The organism is Xanthomonas sp. LMG 12462 (assembly GCF_009192885.1).
GTDB lineage: Bacteria > Pseudomonadota > Gammaproteobacteria > Xanthomonadales > Xanthomonadaceae > Xanthomonas_A > Xanthomonas_A sontii.
In genome coordinates this window covers 12,423-30,612 of record NZ_NMPP01000011.1, presented here as the reverse complement: position 1 = coordinate 30,612, position 18,190 = coordinate 12,423, and the positions used below count along the sequence as shown (strand labels likewise).

The following is an 18,190-nucleotide window of genomic DNA, read 5'->3' as shown; positions in this document are numbered from 1 at the left end:
GTGCCCAGCGTCTTCACCCACGCCGCGGTGCCGCTGGCGCTGTGGGCCGCCGCCGATCGCGGGCGCATCTCCACGCGCCTGCTCGGCGCCGGCATCGTCGCGGCGATGCTGCCCGACGCCGACGTGCTCGGCTTCGCCCTGCACATCCCCTACGCCGACGCCTTCGGCCATCGCGGCGCCAGCCACTCGCTGTTGTTCGCCGCGGTACTGGGCGTGCTCGGCGCGTTGCTGCACCGGCCCCTGCGCGCCGGCGCGCTGCAGGCGGCCGTCTGGCTGTTCGTCTGCACCGCCTCGCATCCGCTGCTCGATGCGATGACCTCCGGCGGCCTCGGCGTGGCCCTGGGGTGGCCGTCGAGCGAACAGCGCTGGTTCGCGCCATGGCGGCCGATCCGGGTCTCGCCGTTCGCCAACGGTTTCTTCAGCGCGCGCGGCATGGCCACGCTGTGGTCCGAACTACGCTGGGTGTGGCTGCCGCTGGCGCTGGCGGTGCTCACCTGGAAACTGCTGCAGCCGCCCTCGCCCTCCACTTCGTCGTCGCCACCTTCGCCATGACCACCGCCTTGCCCACCGCGCTCACCGACACCCTTTCCGCCCTGCTCGGCACCGAGGGCTGGCGCACCGATGCCGACAGCCGCCGCAGCTATGGCGAGGACGATTCGCGGCGCTGGGCGCTGGCCGATGCGGTGGCGCTGCCGCAGACCCATGAGCAGGTGCAGGCGATCGTGCGCGCCTGCCGCGCGCACCGCGTGCCGCTGGTAGCGCGCGGCGCCGGCACCGGCACCGCCGGCGCCGCGGTACCGTTCGCCGGCGGCGTGGTGCTGTCGTTCGCGCGCATGAACCGCATCCTGCAGCTGCGCCCGGCCGACCGCTGCGCGGTGGTCGAACCCGGCGTGCTCAACGGCGACCTGCAGCAGGCGCTGGCGCCGCACGGGCTGTTCTGGCCGCCGGACCCGTCCAGTGCGGAGATCTGCAGCGTCGGCGGCAACCTGTCCACCAATGCCGGCGGACCGCGCGCGGTGAAGTACGGCGCCACCCGCGACAACGTGCTCGGCCTGGTCGCGGTGACCGGCAGCGGCGAGCTGATCCGCTGTGGCGGCGCCTACACCAAGGACGCCACCGGCTACGACCTGACCCACCTGCTGGTCGGCAGCGAAGGCACGCTGGCGCTGATCGTGGAAGCGACGCTGAAGCTGTCGCCACGGCCGCTGGCGCAGGCTGGGCTGCGCGCGCTGTACCGCGACGCCGCCGCGGCCGCTGCCGCGGTGTCGCGGCTGATGGCGCAGCCGAGCACGCCGACCATGCTCGAGTTCATGGACCGCAGCGCGATCGCGCTGCTGCGCCGCAATGGCAGCGACGTGCCCGAGGCCGGCGCGATGCTGCTGATCGAGGCCGACGGCGACCACGACACCCTGCCCTACACGCTGCAGGCGTTAGGTGCGGCGGCCGAGGGCGAGGGCCTGCTGACGCTGGACGTGGCCGCCGACGGCAGCGCGCGCGACCGCCTGTGGGCCGCACGCCGCGCGCTGTCGCCGGCGTTGCGCACGATCCGCCCCGGCAAGATCAACGAAGACGTGGTGGTGCCGGTGTCGCGCATCCCTGAGCTGGTGGCCGGCGTGGAAGCGCTGGCCGCCGAGTTCGACCTGACGATCGTGGCCTTCGGCCATGCCGGCAACGGCAACCTGCACGTCAACATCATGTACGCGCCCGACGACGCCGCCGAAACCGCGCGCGCGCAGGCGGCGCTGCCGCGGCTGTTCGCACTGGTGCTGTCGCTGGAAGGCACCCTCTCGGGCGAACACGGCATCGGCGTGGCCAAGCGCGACTATATGGACCAGGCCTTCAATGCCGCGACCCTTGACGCGATGCGCGCGATCAAGCGCGCGCTGGATCCGGATGGGATCCTCAATCCGGGGAAGGTATTGCCGGGGTGTTGAGGTGACTCGGGATTTTCCCCGAGTGCGGAGTATTTGCGATTGCACTGTCGGAGGGACTGAAGTCCCTCCCACAAAATCGGATGGATCGCCGCTTCGGCAAGGCCGGCTTTCCTTTAAAAACTCACCACTTTGTTATCGAATCGCTCGACGGTGATTTGGCTCCGGACATCATTCTGCAGTCCCGAGTCCCGACGAAAGCCCCTGCAACATCAGGCAGGAGCACGCTACGTTAGCCATGGCACTGCACGCCGATGAAGCGCAGCCCCACGCCCGGCTCGGTGGCGATGTATCGCGGAGCCACGGCGCTGTCGCCGAGTTTCTGCCGCAGCTTGCCGACCAGGATGCGCAGGTAGTGGGTGTCGTCCTGGTGGGTGGGGCCCCACAGTTCGCGCAGCAGTTGCGGCTGCGTCACCACGCGGCCGCTGTGTCGCAGCAGCAGGGCGAGCAGCGCGTACTCCTTGCGACTGAGCGGCAGCGCTTCACCGTCCAGGCGCACTTCGCGCAGGCCCAGGTGGATGTGCAGGTGGCCATCGTCGAACACCGGCTCGGCCTCGCCGGCCACCGGCTGCATGCGCAGCAGCACGCGGATGCGCGCCATCAGTTCCTGCACGCCGAACGGCTTGGTCACGTAGTCGTTGGCGCCGGCGTCCAGCGCCTGCACCTTCTCGTCCTCGCCAGCGCGCACGGTCAGCATGATCACCGGCACCGACGACCATTGCCGCAGTTCGCGCAGCACGCTGTGCCCGTCCTGGTCGGGCAGGCCGATGTCCAGCACCACCAGTTCGGCGCCGTGCGCGGCCAGTTGCGCCAGGCCGGCGGCGCCGGTGTCGGCCTGCAGCACGCGGTAGCCCTGCGCGCGCAGGCTGATGTCGAGGAAACGGCGGATCTGCGGCTCGTCGTCGATGACCAGCACGCGCGGCGGCGGAATCGGATCGGCGTGGGACTCAGTCGGCATCGGGACGGGACGGCGGCGCGGCGGGTTCGATGAGCGGCAGGGTAATGCGGATCGTGGTGCCGCGGCCATCGGGGCCGGGTAGCGCCTCGACGCTGCCGCCGTGCGCGCCGATCATGCCCTGGCAGATGGTCAGGCCCAGGCCGGTGCCATGGCGGCCGCGGTCGCCGCGCTCGACGCTGTAGAACATGTCGAAGATGCGCGCGCGCTCGTCCTCGGGAATGCCCGGGCCGCGGTCGCTGATGTCGATGCGCAGGCGGCCCTCGACCATGCCCGCGGCGACGCGGATCGCCGCGTCCGCCGGCGAGAACTTGGCCGCGTTCTCCAGCACATTGAAGATCGCCTGCTCGACCAGCGCCGGGTGCACCCACAGCGTCGGCAGTTCCGCGGCCAGCGCGATGTCCAGGCGCACCTGCGGCTGGTAGCGCTGCAGGCGCCGCGCGGCCGAGCCGATCAGTTCGTCCACGCCGATCCAGTCGCGGTTCAAGGTCAGCCCGGTGTGACCGAGCCGGGTCATGTCCAGCAGGTTCTGGATGTAGCGGTCCAGGCGTTCGCCTTCCAGTTGGATCGTCTCGAGCAGGCTGCGGCGGTCGTCCGCATCCATCGCCTTGCCGTAGCTGGACAGGCTGCTGGCCGCGCCGATCATCGCCGCCAGCGGCGAGCGCAGGTCGTGCGAGACCGAGGACAGCAGCGCCGAGCGCAGCCGCTCGGTCTCGCCGCTGACACGGGCACTCTCCAGGTCGGCGACCAAGCGCGTGCGCAGCGCGGCCTGGCCGATGTCCTCCACCATCGCCTCGGCCAGGCGCTGCTGCTCCAGGCCCGGGCGCTGCACGCCGGCACCGAAGCGCAGCCCGACCACACCGATGGTGCCGCGCTCGTGGCGCACTGGCAGGAACCACCAGCTCGCGCCGGCCAGGGTATCGGTAAAGCGACCGGTGGCCTGGCCGTGGCGCTGCGCCCAGTCGGCGGCGCTACGGTCCACCGCGGCCATCGTCGGCGCGTAGTCGTCGGCGCCGTCATGCGCGCGCTCCAGCGGCTGCAGGCGCAGCCAGGCCTCGGCGTCGAGCGTGCCGGCGAGCGCGCGGCGCCCGGCCTCCAGCACCTGCCCCAGGTCGGCGGCACTGGTGAGTTCGCGGCCCAGGCGCTGCAGTGCGGTGGTCTGCGCATTGACCGCGCGCAGCGCCAGTACCTGCATGCGCAGGCGCGAGGCCAGGCGCCCGGCGACCAGGGCGGCGACCAGGAACAGCAGCACCGTGACCACGCCCTGGCGCGCGCCGATCTGGAAGGTGAAGCGCGGTTCGATGAAGAAGAAGTTGTAGCTGAAGAAGCTCAGCAGCGCCGCCAGCACCGCCGCGGTCATCCGCGTCTTCGATGCCACCATCACCACGGCGACGATGAACACCATCGACAGGTCGTCGATGCCGACCCAACTTTCGGCGATCCACGCCACCACCACCGCCAGCGCCGAGGCCACCGTGGCGAACAGCAGGTCGTCGCGCGACAGCCAGTGCGCGGGGCTGCGCCAGCGCCGCCGCGCCCGCGCGCGCGCTTCCGGCGAACTGATGATCACCAGTTCGTAGTGCGCGCCGCGTTGCAGCAGCTGCTGGGTCAGCGTGCGATTGATCATGCGCGCCAGCGGGCGCTCGCGGGTGCGGCCCAGCACCAGGGTGGACACGCCGCTGCGCGCGGCATGGTCGAGCAAGGCATCGGCGACGTTGGCGCCGTGCAGCAGCACGGCCTCGCCGCCCAGCCGGCGCGCCAGCGCGAAGGCGCGGTCGATCTCCAGTTGCCAGTCGGCATCCGGCTGCGCCTGGGTCTGCACGGTGACCACCGTCCACGGCGCGCCGCGGCGCTCGGCCAGGCGCCGCGCCACCCGCACCAGGTAGTCGGACTGGCCGCGCCCGTCGATCGCCACCATCACCGTGCGCCGCAGGGCGACGCTGGTGCGGCCCTGCGCGGCCTGCACGTCGCGCAGATCGTTGTCGACGCGGTCGGCGGCGGTCTGCATCGCCAGTTCGCGCAGCGCGGCCAGGTTCGACGGCGAGAAGAAGGCCTGCAGCGCCTGCCCGGCCTGCTCGGGCAGATACACCTTGCCCTGCTGCAGGCGTTCGATCAGCTCGCGTGGCGGCAGGTCGACCAGCACGATGTCGCGCAGGCGGTCGAAGATCGCATCGGGCACGGTCTCGCTGACGCGCACGCCGGTGATGCGGTGGACCACGTCGTTGAGGCTTTCCAGGTGCTGGATGTTGACCGTGCTGTAGACGTCGATGCCGGCGTCGAGCAGTTCCTGTACGTCCTGCCAGCGCCGCTCGTGGCGGCTGCCCGGCGCGTTGCGATGGGCCAGTTCGTCCACCAGCACCAGCGGCGGGCGCAGCGCCAGCAGCGCATCCAGGTCCATCTCGTCCAGGGTGCGGCCGCGGTACTCCAGCCGCCGCCGCGGCTGCACGGTGAGACCCTCCAGCAGCGCCGCGGTCTCGGCGCGGCCGTGGGTCTCGACCACGCCGACCACCAGGTTGCTGCCCTGCTGCTGCAACTGCCGCGCACGCGACAGCATCGCGTAGGTCTTGCCGACCCCCGGCGCCGCGCCGAGGAACACGGTCAGGCGCCCGCCGCGCTCGCGCTGCAGTTCGCCGATCAGGGCGTCGGCCTGTTGGGTGCGGGGGTCGGGCATTTGGAGCTGGGAATGGGGAATTGGGAATGGGGAATCGCAAAGCCTACAGCGCGGCGCGCCTTACCGCTTTTGCTCCCTCCCATTCCCGATTCCCGTTTCCCCATTCCCGGCATCCAAGGCCAGATTCAGCGCCAGCACGTTCACCCGCGGCTCGCCGAGCACGCCGAACTGGCGCGGCTGGGTCTGCGCGGCGACCAGGGCGGCGACGGTCTGCGGCGGCAGGCCGCGCGCGGCGGCGACGCGCGCCACCTGAAGTTGCGCCGCGTCCACGCTGATGTCCGGGTCCATGCCGCTGCCGGACTGGGTGATCAGATCGTCCGGCACCTGCGCCGGGTCGATGCCCTCGCGCGCGGCCACCGCCTGGCGGGTGTCATCCAGGCGCTTGCGCAGGTCGGGGTTGCTGCGCGCCTGGTTGCTGCCGGCCGCCGACATCGGGTCGTACTTGGCGCCGGACGGACGCGGCAGGAAGTAGCCGGCGGCGGCGAACGGCTGCGCCACCAGCGCCGAGCCGACCACGCGGCCATCGTGGCTGCGCAGGCTGCCGTTGGCCTGCTCGGGGAACAGCGCGCCGGCCAGCATGGTGGCCAGCAACGAGTACAGCGCGGCGGACGCGAGCACCAGCAGCGGCAGCACCAGCACCGCGCGCCAGCGCATCGGTTCGCGAAGGGAAACGGAAGACACGGTCATGGAGGTAATTCCGAAGGAGCGTGAGAATCGGCGCTGGGATCAGCCCAGCGCCACCAGCAGCAGGTCGATGGCCTTGATCCCGACGAACGGCAGCAGCACGCCGCCCACGCCGTAGATCAGCATGTTCCGGCGCAGCAGCGAGGTCGCCGAGGACGGGGTGAAGCGCACGCCGCGCAGCGCCAGCGGGATCAGCGCCGGGATCACCAGCGCGTTGAAGATCAGCGCGGCGAGCACCGCGTTGGTCGGGCTGGACAGGCGCATCACGTTCAGCGCGGCCATCTGCGGGATCGAGGCGGCGAACAGCGCCGGCAGGATCGCGAAGTACTTGGACACGTCGTTGGCCAGCGAGAAGGTGGTCAGCGCGCCGCGGGTGATCAGCTGCTGCTTGCCCACTTCCACCACCGCCAGCAGCTTGGCCGGATCCGAATCCAGATCGACCATGTTGCCGGCCTCCTTGGCCGCCTGGGTGCCGGAGTTCATCGCCAGGCCGACGTCGGCCTGGGCCAGCGCCGGCGCGTCGTTGGTGCCGTCGCCGACCATCGCCACCAGGCGTCCGCCGGCCTGCTCCTGGCGGATGCGCGCCAGCTTGTCCTCGGGCGTGGCCTCGGCGATGTAGTCGTCGACGCCGGCCTCGGCGGCGATGGCCGCGGCGGTCAGCGGGTTGTCGCCGGTGATCATCACCGTCTTGACGCCCATCGCGCGCAGCCGCGCGAACTTCTCGCGCACGCCGTGCTTGACCACGTCCGACAGCTCGACCACGCCCAGTACGTGCCGGCCCTCGGCCACCACCAGCGGCGTGGCGCCGCTGCGCGCGACCTGCTCGACGCGACTCTTCAGTTCCGCCGGCACCTGCCCGCCCAGCGCGGTGACGTGGCGGATCAGCGCATCGGCGGCGCCCTTGCGGATCGACCGCGGCGGCTGCATGCCGTTGGCCGGCAGGTCGACGCCGGACATGCGGGTCTGCGCGGTGAAGGCGACGAACTCGGCGCCCGCCGGATCGGCCGGCGGCAGGCCCTGCTCGCGCGCCAGGCGCACGATCGACTTGCCTTCCGGGGTCGGGTCGGCCAGCGACGACAGCATCGCAGCCTCGCGCAACTGCGCCACGTCCACGCCGCTCAGCGCATGGAACACGGTGGCCTGGCGATCGCCGTGGGTGATGGTGCCGGTCTTGTCCAGCAGCAGCACATCGACGTCGCCGGCCACTTCCACCGCCTTGCCCGACTTGGCCAGCACGTTGGCCGACAGCGCGCGGTTCATGCCGGCGATGCCGATCGCCGGCAGCAACCCGCCGATGGTGGTCGGGATCAGACACACCAGCAGCGCGATCAGCAGCAGCGGATCCACGTGCACGCCGACGAAGCCGGCGATCGCCGGCAGCGAGGCGACCACGATCAGGAAGGTCAGGGTCATCGCCGCCAGCAGCATGGTCAGCGCGATCTCGTTCGGCGTCTTCTGCCGGTTGGCGCCTTCCACCAGCGCGATCATCCGGTCCAGGAAGCTGTGGCCCGGCTCGGCGGTGACCTTCACCAGGATCTCGTCGGACAGCACCTTGGTGCCGCCGATGACGCCGGAGCGGTCGGTCCCGGCCTCGCGCAGCACCGGCGCCGATTCGCCGGTGACCGCGGCCTCGTTGATCGTGGCCAGGCCGTGCACGATCTCGCCATCGGCCGGGATCAGCTCGCCGGCCGACACCACCACCAGGTCGCCCGGGCGCAGTTCGGCGGCGGGCACGCTGGTCTCGGCGTCCAACCGCACACTGGCGACCCGGCGCGCCACCAGGTCCTTGCGCGCACGCCGCAGCGAGGCGGCCTGGCCGCGGCCGCGGGCCTCGGCCACCGCCTCGGCGAAGTTGCCGAACAGCACGGTGACCAGCAGGATCGCGGTCACCGCCCAGCCGAAGCCGGCCGGGCCCTGGCCGGACACGGTGATCAGTGCCGACAGCAGCGTGCCGGCGAACACCACGGCCATCACCGGGCTGCCCAGCAGGTGCCGCGGCGACAGCTTCAGCACGCTGTCGCGCAAGGCCGCGCGCAGCGCCGCGGCATCGAACAGCCCAGGCCGGCGCGCCGGCGAAGAAGCCACGGAAGTAGAAGGAAGCGGGGTGCTCATCGTCGTCGTCTCAGTGCGCGGCCAGGGTCAGGTGATCGGCGATCGGTCCCAACACCAAAGCCGGCGTGAATTGCAGAACGGTCAGGATCGCGATGACCGCGATCAGGGTCAGCGCGAAGGTCGGGGTTTCCACCTGCAGGCTGCCGCCGGTTTCCGGCGCCACCCGCTTGCGCGCCAGTTGCGCGGCCACGATCAGCGGCACGATCAGCGCCGGATAGCGGCCCAGCAGCAGCACCACGGTGCAGCTCAGGTTCCACCACGGAATGCCGTCGCCCAGCCCCTCGAAACCGGAGCCGTTGTTGGCGAACGCCGAGGTGTACTCGTAGAACACCTGGCTGATGCCGTGGAAACCGGGATTGGAGGTCGCCGAGATCGAGGCCGGCAGGGCAAGGGTGATCGCGGTGAAGCCGAGCAGCACCAGCGGTTGCAACAGGATCAGCAGCGCCAGCAGGCGCACTTCCGGTGCCTCGATCTTGCGTCCGAACAGTTCCGGGGTGCGCCCGGTCATCAGGCCGGCCAGGAACACGCTCAGCAGCAGGTACACCAGGAACTGCTGCAGGCCGCAACCGATGCCGCCCCAGATCGCGTTGATCAGCATGTTGACCATCGCCACGCCACCGGTCAGCGGCGCCAGCGAATCGTGCATGGCGTTGACCGAGCCATTGGAGGTCTGCGTGGTCAGCGACGACCAGGCCGCCGAGGCATCGACGCCGAAGCGCACCTCCTTGCCCTCCATCAGCGCAGCACTGCCGGGCGCGTGGCCTTCGGCCCACAGCGACACCGCGGTGGACGCCAGCGACATCACCAGCATGCTGCCGAACACCAGCGCGGTGAACTTGCGGCGCCCGGTGAACGGGCCGACCATGAACGCCACTGCCACCGGGATCAGCACGATGCCCAACATCTCCAGCAGGTTGGAGAACGGCGTGGGATTTTCCAGCGCCATCGCGCTGTTGGGGCCGTACCAGCCGCCGCCGTTGGTGCCGAGCTGCTTGATCGCCACCATCGCCGCGACCGGGCCGAGCGGGATCTTCTGCGTCTGCTGGCCGGCGCTGGCGTCCAGCGGCGTGGCGACCGGACCGGCCGCCAGCGTCGAAGGCACGCCCTGCTGGGTCAGCAGCAGCGTCCACAGCAGGCACAGCGGCAGCAGGAAGCGCAGGGTGGGACGGATCACGTCGGCCCAGTAGTTGCCGAGATCGACCTCCTGCGCCGTCTCGCCGCCACTCGCGGCCGCCTTGCGCGCCGCATCCTGGCCACGCCCACCGAACAGGCCGCGCAGCGTCGCCGCGACCAGCGCCAGGCCCATCATCGGGGTGATGAACTGCAGGCCGACCACGCCCACCGCCTGCGACAGGTACGACAGCTGCGCCTGGCCCGAGTAGTGCTGCTGATTGGTGTTGGTCAGGAACGACACCATGGTGTGCAAGGCCACGTCCCAGCGCATGTTGGGCACCGCATCCGGATTGAACGGCAGCCAGGCCTGGGTCACGAACAGCACGAACACCAGCACGCCCAGTACCAGGTTGCTGGCCAGGAACGCGCCGGCATAGGCGCGCCAGTGCATGCCGCGCGCCGGGTCGGTGCCGAGCAGGCGGTACAGCGGGCGTTCGATCCAGCCGAACAGCGCGTCGCCGCGCATCGGCGCCCCGCGCATCACCTTGGCCAGGTACAGGCCCAGCGGCCATCCCAGCAGTAGCGCGAGCGCATAGACAAGCAATGTATCGATCATGGAAGTGGCACTCGGCTCAGAAATCTTCGGGGCGCAGGATCACGTACAGCAGGTAACCGGCCGCGACGATCACCGCCACGCCGCAAACGAACGAAAGCCAACCGCTCATGGTCTCAACTCCGAAACAAAGGGACGGCCCGCCGCAGGGCAGGCCGCAATCGTGTGGGAACACCGCCGGACGCGGCATGCGCACGGAGGCAGAAGGGAAGCGCAACATGGCCACGCACGCCGGGTCGGACAGGCCTTCTGGCCCAGGCCGGCATTATCGAAGCCGTCGCCATAAACTCTCCGTGGCGAAGGCGCGCGTCACGCATAAATTCTGCGTAAAACCGCGCGACGCAGGCGCGTGCGCCACGTCTGCCGGCGCCGCGCCGCCGCCTTCACGGCAGCGCGCGACGACCTCAGTAATGCAGGATCGCGTCGATCAACGCCGTCGCCTGATGGTTGCGGCGCCCGCCGTCGTAGGCGGGGAAATCGTAGGCGTGCTCGTAGCGCAGCTCCGGGCGGATCTCCAGGTCCTGCGACACCCAGTGGGTGAGGCCGATGGTGTGGCTGGAGTAGCGCGTGGCGAAACCGGTGCGCTGGCCGTCGTGGTCGTTCACGAACTCGTTGCGGATCGCCAGCATGTCCGACGCGCCAAGCTGGATGTTGACGTAGTTGACGATGGCGTCGGCGCTGCTGCGGCCCAGCGGGAAATCCGGCGCCTCGCCCAGCGCGTAGCCGGGGCGGCCGGTCGGCGCATGCGACTGCGACGGATCGGTGGCCAGCGCCTGGTCGCGCACGTAGATGTGGTAGGCCTCGGTGAGCATGTGCACCTTCGGCGAGAAGCGGTGGCCCCAGGTCAGCACGAACTCCTGCAGGTTGTTGTAGGTCTGCGCGGCGTTGTTGTACGACTCCACGCACGGATACAGCATGTCGTCGTTGCTCTTGGAGACCCAGCGCAGGCAGGCCTGCGCGCTCAGGCGGCTGGTCGCGTCCCAGATCGCCGAATCGTCGCCGCCGTGCACGCCGAGCTGCAGCGTCCACTGGTCGTTGAGCTTGGTGGTGGTGAGGATGCCCATGTTGGTATAGGCATCGACCGTGTACAGGATCGAATGGGTCAGCAGGTAGTTGTTCGGCGAGAACTGCGCCTCGATGTCCGGCAACGACAGGTAGCGGCCGACCGTGACCAGCATGCCCTGCGCCACCGACGGCAGGTACACGTCCACGTGCGCGATCATCGGATCGTTGCCGTAGATCTTGCCGTTGAGCGCGCTGTTGGGCTGCGGGTGGTGCAGCAGCTGGTCGCTGGTGACGCCCTTCATCGTGGTGTAGTGGTAGTCGTAGCCGTACAGGTCGTCGAAGTGGAAGCCCCAATCGACATGATCGGTCTGCACCGTGTCCGGCACGCGCTGCAGGCGGATCAGCGCCTGGTTGAACTCGCCGCGATTGGGCCGCGTGGAGTAGGACAGCGGGTAGTTGCTGCGCGAGGACGTGCTGGCGTTGAGCGAGGGATTGATCCAGCCGTACAGCTCGATGCGGTTGCGCTGCATCCACTGCCCCACGCGCGTGCAGGCCAGCGCCTTCTCCACCGGATACTGCGCATTCTCGTTGGGCACCCCGACCGGGTAGTCCACCGCACCAAGCTGCCATTCGGCCGAAGGAAACGGCGGCGAGGAGAACGGCGCCGCCAGCCCCCGGCGCGCCGGCGTCGGCGCATCGGGATCGGCCGGCTGCGCATCCTCGCGATAGGCCGAGGCCAGGCGCGAGAAGAAGCCATTGGAACAATCTGCGCTGCGTGCCAGCGGCACAGGGGCGGGCTCCGACGCCGGCATCGCCTCCGACACGGGCGCAGCCAGGCCCACGGCGGCGGCATCGCTGGCGCACAGCACGGCCAGGGACAGAAACAGGGGATGGAGCTTCATGGACATCGCGACGTCGGCTCGCAACGAGCCGTCCTTCGTTGGGTGGAGGGGGCAACGACGGCGCGCCGCCTCACGCGCACGCGCCATCGCAGGCGATACGCCGGGTCGCGCATCGCGGGGAGGGAGTTGGAATGCAGCGCCGCGGTGGCGGCGGCGCTATGTCGTCAACGCGCGTGCAGTGAACGCGCGCGGCCGTGTGGCGGCGGATGCTGCAGCGCGCTGCGGCAGCCATCTTGGCGTCGCGGCGCACATGGCATGGCCGCCACGCTGACGCGGCCGGCACGCCGTTGCGTCTGCGGCACGCGGCGCCTGCAGGCGATCGGTGCGGCCTGCGACACGCTCAAGATTGCAGCCATCGATTCCACGCAAGCATCCCCGTCGTCAGCGCGGAAAGTATAGGAATCGCCGAATATCTTCGTTGCAAAGCGCGCGCCGGTTCGAATAAAAGCTGCGTAAATTCGTGTGCTGTGCTGGCGTGGTGTGCGCGCTATGTGGCAATGCGTGGTGCCGTACCCTCATCCGCCCCTGCGGGGCCCCTTCTCCCGGTGGGAGAAGGGAGAGGCCAAAGCCCCTCTCCCATCGGGAGAGGGGTTGGGGTGAGGGTCCGGCGCGCGAAGCGCTGCGCTGATCCAACTGTACGAGGCTGCGCCCGTACCCTCATCCGCCCCTGCGGGGCACCTTCTCCCGACGGGAGAAGGGAGAAGCCCAAAGCCCCTCTCCCGCCGGGAGAGGGGTTGGGGTGAGGGTCCGGCAAGCGAAGCGCTGCGCTGATCCAACTGCACGAGGCTTTGCCCGTACCCTCATCCGCCCCTGCGGGGCATCTTCTCCCGGGGGGAGAAGGGAGAAGCCAAAGCCCCTCTCCCATCGGGAGAGGGGTTGGGGTGAGGGTCCGACGCGCGAAGCGCTGCGCTGATCCAACTGCACGAGGCTGCGCCCGTACCCTCATCCGCCCCTGCGGGGCACCTTCTCCCGATGGGAGAAGGGAAACGCCGCACTACCTCAATGTAACGGCACGCTCAAAAACGACGGCGTCGCCGCTGGCGAGCTGAAGCTCACGGTGCCGCCGAAACGGCTGGCCGAGGTGTAGCGCGGATCGGTGGTGTCCACCACCAGCACCAGGCGGCGGCCGGCCGGGATCTCGACCGCGGTCGCCTGCAGCGCCAGGTCGAGCGTCACCGGTGTGCCCGGGGTCGCGTTGCGCAGGGTGTACGGCACATGGCTCAGCAATTGCGCCGAACCCGAGCCGTCCATGCTGTAGAGATAGGCGAACAGCGACACATTGGACTGGCTCGGGGTCACCGTCAGCCGCAGCGAGGGCGCGCCGGCCAGGCGCTTGTCGCTGGACAGCACCGGGCCGCTCCACACTGCGGCACCGGCGCGGCTGACCAGCGGGATCGAGGTGGTTACCGGCTGGCCGAGGCCCTGCAACAGACCACTGACCATCACCACGCCGGAATCGGCCAGGGTCGGCACGCCGGTGGCGATGCGGTAGTTCCAGCCGCTGCTGTTGCCGCTGGTCAGCGACCCGGTCGGCAGCAACAGGCCGCTGGGGCCGGTCAGACCGTAGCGGGTGGCGCCGGCCTGTACGCTGTTCCAGTCGGCATAACTGAGCCAGGTGCCGCCGAGGGTCGACAGCTGCACCGGCGCTTCACGGTCCACGCCGTTGTCGCGGCCCTTCAGGTAGCGGTCGAACCAGCGGGTGGCCTCGGTGTACACCTGGTTCGGCAGGCCCAGCGCGCCCGGCAGTTCGGCAGTGGCGTGGTCGCCCTGGCTGAACATCAGGTGCTTGGGCACGCTGAGCCGGTTGTAGAGGTTGATGTACTGGTTCGGCGGGAACAGGCCGTCGTTGAACGCATTGGCCAGCAGCACCGCAGGGCCGTTGCGGTTGAGCGCCTGCACCTCGTTGATCACTCCGCGTTCGGCCGCCTTGGGCAGGAAGCCCTGCACCGCGCCGTCGTAGTCGCCCACCGCCACGTGCGCGGTGATCCGCGCCAGGTCCGGACCCGGCCGGCCGGTGGCGACACCGGCGGCGACCAGCAGGCCCACACCCTGCTGGCTCACGGTGCTGTTGGCGTACAGCGAGGCCTGCAGGTCGGCCCAGCCGCTGAGCGCGGCCACCGCCTTGATGCGTGGGTCGCGCGCGGCGGCGAGCAGGCTGGTGCCGGCGCCGTAGGAGATGCCCGAGACGCCGATCGCCTTGGCGTCGGCCGGGGTGTTGGCCAGCGCCCAGTCGATCACTGCGCTGACGTCCTCCACCGTCGGTGCCCCGGCGATGTCGATCAGCCCCTGCGAATCCCAGAAGCCGCGCGAGGTGTAGCTGACCACCACGTAGCCGTCGTTGGCCAGTTCGCTGGCGCGGCCCACGTATTCCAGGTTGGGCAGCGACCAGCTGGCCGGCATCACCACCAGCGGGAACGGCCCCGGCCCCTGCCCTTGCGGCACCAGGACGAGCGCGCCGAGCTTGGTGCCGTCGAAACTGGGAATGCTCTGGTACTGCTTGGTGAAGCCGGCCGCGGCCGCGGCGGCGGAGAACACCAGCAACATCGCGCCGAGAGCGATGCGACGTGACACGGACATGCGCATGGACTGCCTCCCAAGCGGCGCCGGACCGGAATGGCCGGCTGCCGGAACGGTACTGCCAGAACGGTGACAAGGGCTCGACACGGGGCCGGGCAGGCGGACCGTACCACCGGGTACGGGCGATATTCACGCCGCAGTGCGGCACGGTATGGAAGGGCGATGGAGGGGGCGGTCGACGCTGGCGGGCGTCCCACACAGGATGGCCCCGTGGCCGGCGACCGGGGCGCGCTCAGGCCGCGCGGCTCAGCTCAAAAAGTGCTGGTAGCCGCTTCGCGGCGGCTGCCACTGCTGGCCGTCGGCATCGCGCACCGCGACGCCATTGCCGGCGACGATGCGCCCGATCGGCGTCGCTGTGACCCCGAGCGCTTGCAGCGCCTGCACGATCGCGGCGCGCTGCGCCGGGTCGGCGGTGAAGCACAGTTCGTAATCGTCGCCGCCGCCCAGTTGCCAGGCGTGCACCTGCGCAGGGTCCGCGTCGGCCGGGGCCGCGACCGCCGGCAGCGCGGCCAGCTCCAGTTCGGCGCCGACGCCGCTGCGCGCGCAGATGTGCTCCAGGTCGGCCAGCAGGCCGTCGGAGACGTCCACGCAGGCCCGCGCCAGGCCACGCAGGCGCAGGCCCACCTGCACCCGCGGCGTCGGCCGCAGCAGGCGCTGGCGCAGGCGTTCGTGCACGGGATCGGCCGCGGGCGCGGTCACGTCGAGGCGCCCGGCCTGCCACAGCGCCAGCGCCGCGGCCGCCTCGCCCGGCTGGCCGGTCACCCAGATCTCGTCGCCCGGCTGCGCGGCATCGCGGCGCAGCGCCATCGTCGCCGGCACGCTGCCGATTGCCGTGACCGACAAGGCCAGCGGCCCGCGCGTGGTGTCGCCGCCGGCCAGGCCGATGCCGTGCGCATCGGCCAGCGCGAAGAAGCCCTCGGCGAACGCATCGACCCAGGCCATGTCGACCTGCGGCAGCGACAGCGACAGCGTGCACCAGCGTGGCTGCGCGCCCATCGCTGCCAGGTCGGACAGATTCACCGCCAGCGTCTTCCAGCCGATGTCGGCGGCCGCGGTCTCGGCCGGGAAATGCACCCCGGCATTGAGCGTATCGGTGGTGATCGCCAGCAACTCCCCCGGCGGCGGCAGCAGCAAGGCCGCATCGTCACCGATGCCCAGCGGCAGGTCGTCCCGCGCCCGGCTGCGCGCACGCAGGCGCTCGATCAGATCGAATTCGGGCATGTGGGGCCGGGAATCGGGAATGGGGAGTCGGGAATGGTTAGAAGCAGGAGCGAAAGCCGGAACGTCGGCGATCTCGAAGGAGAACGGCATCTGCTTTTGCCATTCCCCATTCCCTTTTCCCCATTCCCAGCCCCTCAGCCCCCCGACTCCACCGCGCGCCATTCCAGCGCGGCGCGGTCCAGGACGCCGTTGACGTAGGTGTGGCCGTGCTCGGAGCCGAAGCGCTTGGCGGTCTCGATGGCTTCGTTGATCACCACGCGGTACGGCACGTCCATGCGGTGCAGCAGTTCGTAGGCGGCCAGGCGCAGCACCGCGCGTTCGATCGCGTCCACTTCCTCGACCGTGCGGTCGAGGTAGCCGACCAGCGCTGCGTCCAGTTCGGCACGGTGCTTGAGCACGCCTTCGACCAGGTTCTCGAAGTACACCAGGTCGGCGATCTCGTGCGCCTGCTCGTGCGCGAACTGCGCGATCACGTGCTGGGCGTTGCCGCCGGAGATCTGCCAGGCGTAGATCGCCTGCAGCGCGCGCCGGCGCGCGCGCGAACGCAGGACCGGATCCACGCCGTCGCGGCGGGGGTGGTGCTTGTGGCCAGCGGGTTTGTTCACGGCAGCAGCTCCAGCAGGTTGACCATCTCCAGCGCGCTCAGCGCCGCTTCCTCGCCCTTGTTGCCATGGCTGCCGCCGGCGCGCGCCTCGGCGTCCTCGACCTGCTCCACGGCGAGCACGCCGTTGAGCACCGGGATGCGGAAGTCCAGCGACACCCGCAGCAGGCCCTCGGCGCAGCCGTCGGCGACGTGTTCGTAGTGGCGGGTGTCGCCGCGGATCACGCAACCCAGCGCGATGATCGCGGCATGCTTGCCGGCCGCGGCCAGGCGGGCGGCGACCAGCGGCAACTCCCACGCGCCCGGCACCCGGATCACGTCCACTGCGTCATCGGCGATGCCGTTGCCGGCCAGGCTCTGCCGCGCGCCGGCGACCAGCACGTCGGTGATACGGGCGTTCCAGCGGCTGGCGATGATCGCGAAACGCGCCGACTCGGGAGTGCGGAGGTCGCCTTCGTAATGGGACATGGCGGTGGCAGCTTGAGGGGGTGGGAGAGTTTAACAGGCAGGGAGGCCGCAGCCCGGGCGAGGGAGAACAGTCGCTCGCCCAGCGCCGATCCGGCACCCGAATCAGGCTTTACCCAATCCCGAATCCCGATTCCCCAATCCCGGCCCCACCTCCACATGCTCCACCACCTCCAGCCCGAACCCGGCCAGGCCGATCTGCCGGCGCGGCGTGCCGAGCACGCGCAGCTTGCCCAGGCCCAGGTCGGCCAGGATCTGGCTGCCGGCGCCGTTGCGCCGCCACTGGCCCACGTCCTTGCCGCGCGCCGCCTCCGGCTGTGCGCGCAGCCGCGCCAGCAGCGCCTCGCTGTCGCGCGGCGCCGACAGCACCACCATCACCCCGCGCTCGGCGGCGGCGATCGCGCGCAGGGCGTCGCTGGCGGCCACGCCGAAGTCGTCGCGGCGCCAGTGCAGCAGGTCGGCCAGCGGGTTCTCCACCTGCACCCGCACCAGGGTCGGGGTGTCGGCGTCCGGGGTGCCGCGAACCAGGGCGAAGTGCAGGTCGTGGGCGATGCGGTCGCGGTAGGTGACCAGGGTGAAGCCGCCGAACTCGGTCTCGATCGGCCGCTCGTCGATGCGTTCGACGGTGTGCTCGGTGGCCAGGCGGTAGGCGATCAGGTCGGCGATCGAACCCATCTTCAGGCCGTGGGTGCGGGCGAACGCCTCCAGTTGCGGACGCCGCGCCATGCTGCCGTCGGGATTGAGCACTTCCACCAGCACGCCGGCCGGCTCCAACCCCGCCAGCATCGGCAGGTCGCTGGCGGCCTCGGTGTGGCCGGCGCGGGTCAGCACCCCGCCCGGCTGGGCGATCAGCGGGAATATGTGGCCGGGCTGGCTGAGGTCGTGCGGCTTGGCGTCCGGCTTGACCGCGGTGCGCACGGTGTGGGCGCGGTCGTAGGCGGAGATGCCGGTGGTGACGCCCTCGGCGGCCTCGATGCTGACGGTGAAGTTGGTATGGAACTGCGCGGTGTTGCGCTGGACCATCGGCGCCAGGCCCAACTGCGCGCAGCGCTCGCGGGTCAGCGACAGGCACACCAGGCCGCGCGCGTGGGTGACCATGAAGTTGATGTCCGAGGGCTTGACCAGCTCGGCGGCCATGATCAGGTCGCCCTCGTTCTCGCGGTCCTCGTCGTCGACGATGACCACCATGCGGCCGGCGCGGAGTTCTTCCAGCAGCTCGGGAACGGAGGCGAAATTCAGGCTCGGGGTAACGGAAGGCGACATGCGGGGACTCGCGGAAAGACGGAAGGTGCCGCGCGCGCCGCAGGCAGCGGCGCAGCGTGGCGGAGAGGCAGAAGGCC

14 protein-coding genes are annotated in these 18,190 nt (G+C 70.5%); 2 read left to right on the top strand and 12 right to left on the bottom strand.

Annotated features, from left to right (window positions below):
- Both CEK69_RS03555 and CEK69_RS03550 read left to right on the top strand, forming a co-directional pair.
- Entirely contained in the window at positions 1 to 552 is a 552-nt protein-coding gene (locus CEK69_RS03555; RefSeq protein WP_152243891.1) for a metal-dependent hydrolase, read from the top strand.
- On the top strand, positions 549 to 1,934 hold the full coding sequence (locus CEK69_RS03550; protein ID WP_152243889.1) for an FAD-linked oxidase C-terminal domain-containing protein: 1,386 nt from the start codon (positions 549 to 551) through the stop codon (positions 1,932 to 1,934). The genes CEK69_RS03555 and CEK69_RS03550 overlap by 4 nt, the downstream gene beginning before the upstream one ends.
- A 229-nt stretch (positions 1,935 to 2,163) precedes the next feature.
- Here the strand turns inward: CEK69_RS03550 and CEK69_RS03545 are convergent, their stop codons facing one another.
- The 12 genes from CEK69_RS03545 to ribB all read right to left on the bottom strand — a co-directional run bounded on the left by CEK69_RS03545 (position 2,164) and on the right by ribB (position 18,089).
- Positions 2,164 to 2,889 carry a response regulator gene (locus CEK69_RS03545; protein WP_017911970.1) on the bottom strand — a complete coding sequence of 242 codons (726 nt, stop codon included), beginning with the start codon at positions 2,887 to 2,889 and terminating at the stop codon, positions 2,164 to 2,166.
- Positions 2,879 to 5,557 (bottom strand): sensor histidine kinase KdpD, encoded by a 2,679-nt coding sequence (locus CEK69_RS03540; protein ID WP_152243887.1) that lies wholly within the window; start codon positions 5,555 to 5,557, stop codon positions 2,879 to 2,881. The genes CEK69_RS03545 and CEK69_RS03540 overlap by 11 nt, the downstream gene beginning before the upstream one ends.
- Positions 5,558 to 5,617: 60 nt before the next feature.
- The gene (gene kdpC, locus CEK69_RS03535) at positions 5,618 to 6,211 is read right to left on the bottom strand and encodes a potassium-transporting ATPase subunit KdpC (RefSeq protein ID WP_226975027.1); all 594 of its coding nucleotides are present in this window, start codon (positions 6,209 to 6,211) and stop codon (positions 5,618 to 5,620) included.
- Positions 6,212 to 6,283: 72 nt separating this feature from the next.
- Entirely contained in the window at positions 6,284 to 8,353 is a 2,070-nt protein-coding gene (gene kdpB, locus CEK69_RS03530; RefSeq protein WP_026144370.1) for a potassium-transporting ATPase subunit KdpB, read from the bottom strand.
- Positions 8,354 to 8,363: 10 nt separating this feature from the next.
- The gene (gene kdpA / locus CEK69_RS03525; protein ID WP_152243883.1) at positions 8,364 to 10,082 is read right to left on the bottom strand and encodes a potassium-transporting ATPase subunit KdpA; all 1,719 of its coding nucleotides are present in this window, start codon (positions 10,080 to 10,082) and stop codon (positions 8,364 to 8,366) included.
- 16 nt (positions 10,083 to 10,098) lie between these two features.
- Positions 10,099 to 10,191: a potassium-transporting ATPase subunit F gene (locus CEK69_RS03520; RefSeq protein ID WP_010341961.1), complete on the bottom strand. Its 93-nt coding sequence runs from the start codon at positions 10,189 to 10,191 to the stop codon at positions 10,099 to 10,101.
- 292 nt (positions 10,192 to 10,483) lie between these two features.
- The gene (locus CEK69_RS03515; RefSeq protein WP_152243881.1) at positions 10,484 to 11,992 is read right to left on the bottom strand and encodes an outer membrane beta-barrel protein; all 1,509 of its coding nucleotides are present in this window, start codon (positions 11,990 to 11,992) and stop codon (positions 10,484 to 10,486) included.
- Between the two features lie 993 nt (positions 11,993 to 12,985).
- Complete coding sequence (locus CEK69_RS03510) at positions 12,986 to 14,557, bottom strand: CocE/NonD family hydrolase (protein ID WP_193313885.1); 1,572 nt, start codon at positions 14,555 to 14,557, stop codon at positions 12,986 to 12,988.
- 252 nt (positions 14,558 to 14,809) lie between these two features.
- The gene (gene thiL / locus CEK69_RS03505) at positions 14,810 to 15,784 is read right to left on the bottom strand and encodes a thiamine-phosphate kinase (protein WP_152243877.1); all 975 of its coding nucleotides are present in this window, start codon (positions 15,782 to 15,784) and stop codon (positions 14,810 to 14,812) included.
- Positions 15,785 to 15,918: 134 nt separating this feature from the next.
- Entirely contained in the window at positions 15,919 to 16,389 is a 471-nt protein-coding gene (gene nusB, locus CEK69_RS03500) for a transcription antitermination factor NusB (RefSeq protein WP_017910046.1), read from the bottom strand.
- The gene (gene ribH, locus CEK69_RS03495; protein WP_017910047.1) at positions 16,386 to 16,853 is read right to left on the bottom strand and encodes a 6,7-dimethyl-8-ribityllumazine synthase; all 468 of its coding nucleotides are present in this window, start codon (positions 16,851 to 16,853) and stop codon (positions 16,386 to 16,388) included. Before ribH ends, nusB begins: the two co-directional genes overlap by 4 nt.
- Positions 16,854 to 16,955: 102 nt before the next feature.
- Complete coding sequence (gene ribB / locus CEK69_RS03490; RefSeq protein WP_152243971.1) at positions 16,956 to 18,089, bottom strand: 3,4-dihydroxy-2-butanone-4-phosphate synthase; 1,134 nt, start codon at positions 18,087 to 18,089, stop codon at positions 16,956 to 16,958.
- Positions 18,090 to 18,190: the final 101 nt, after the last annotated feature.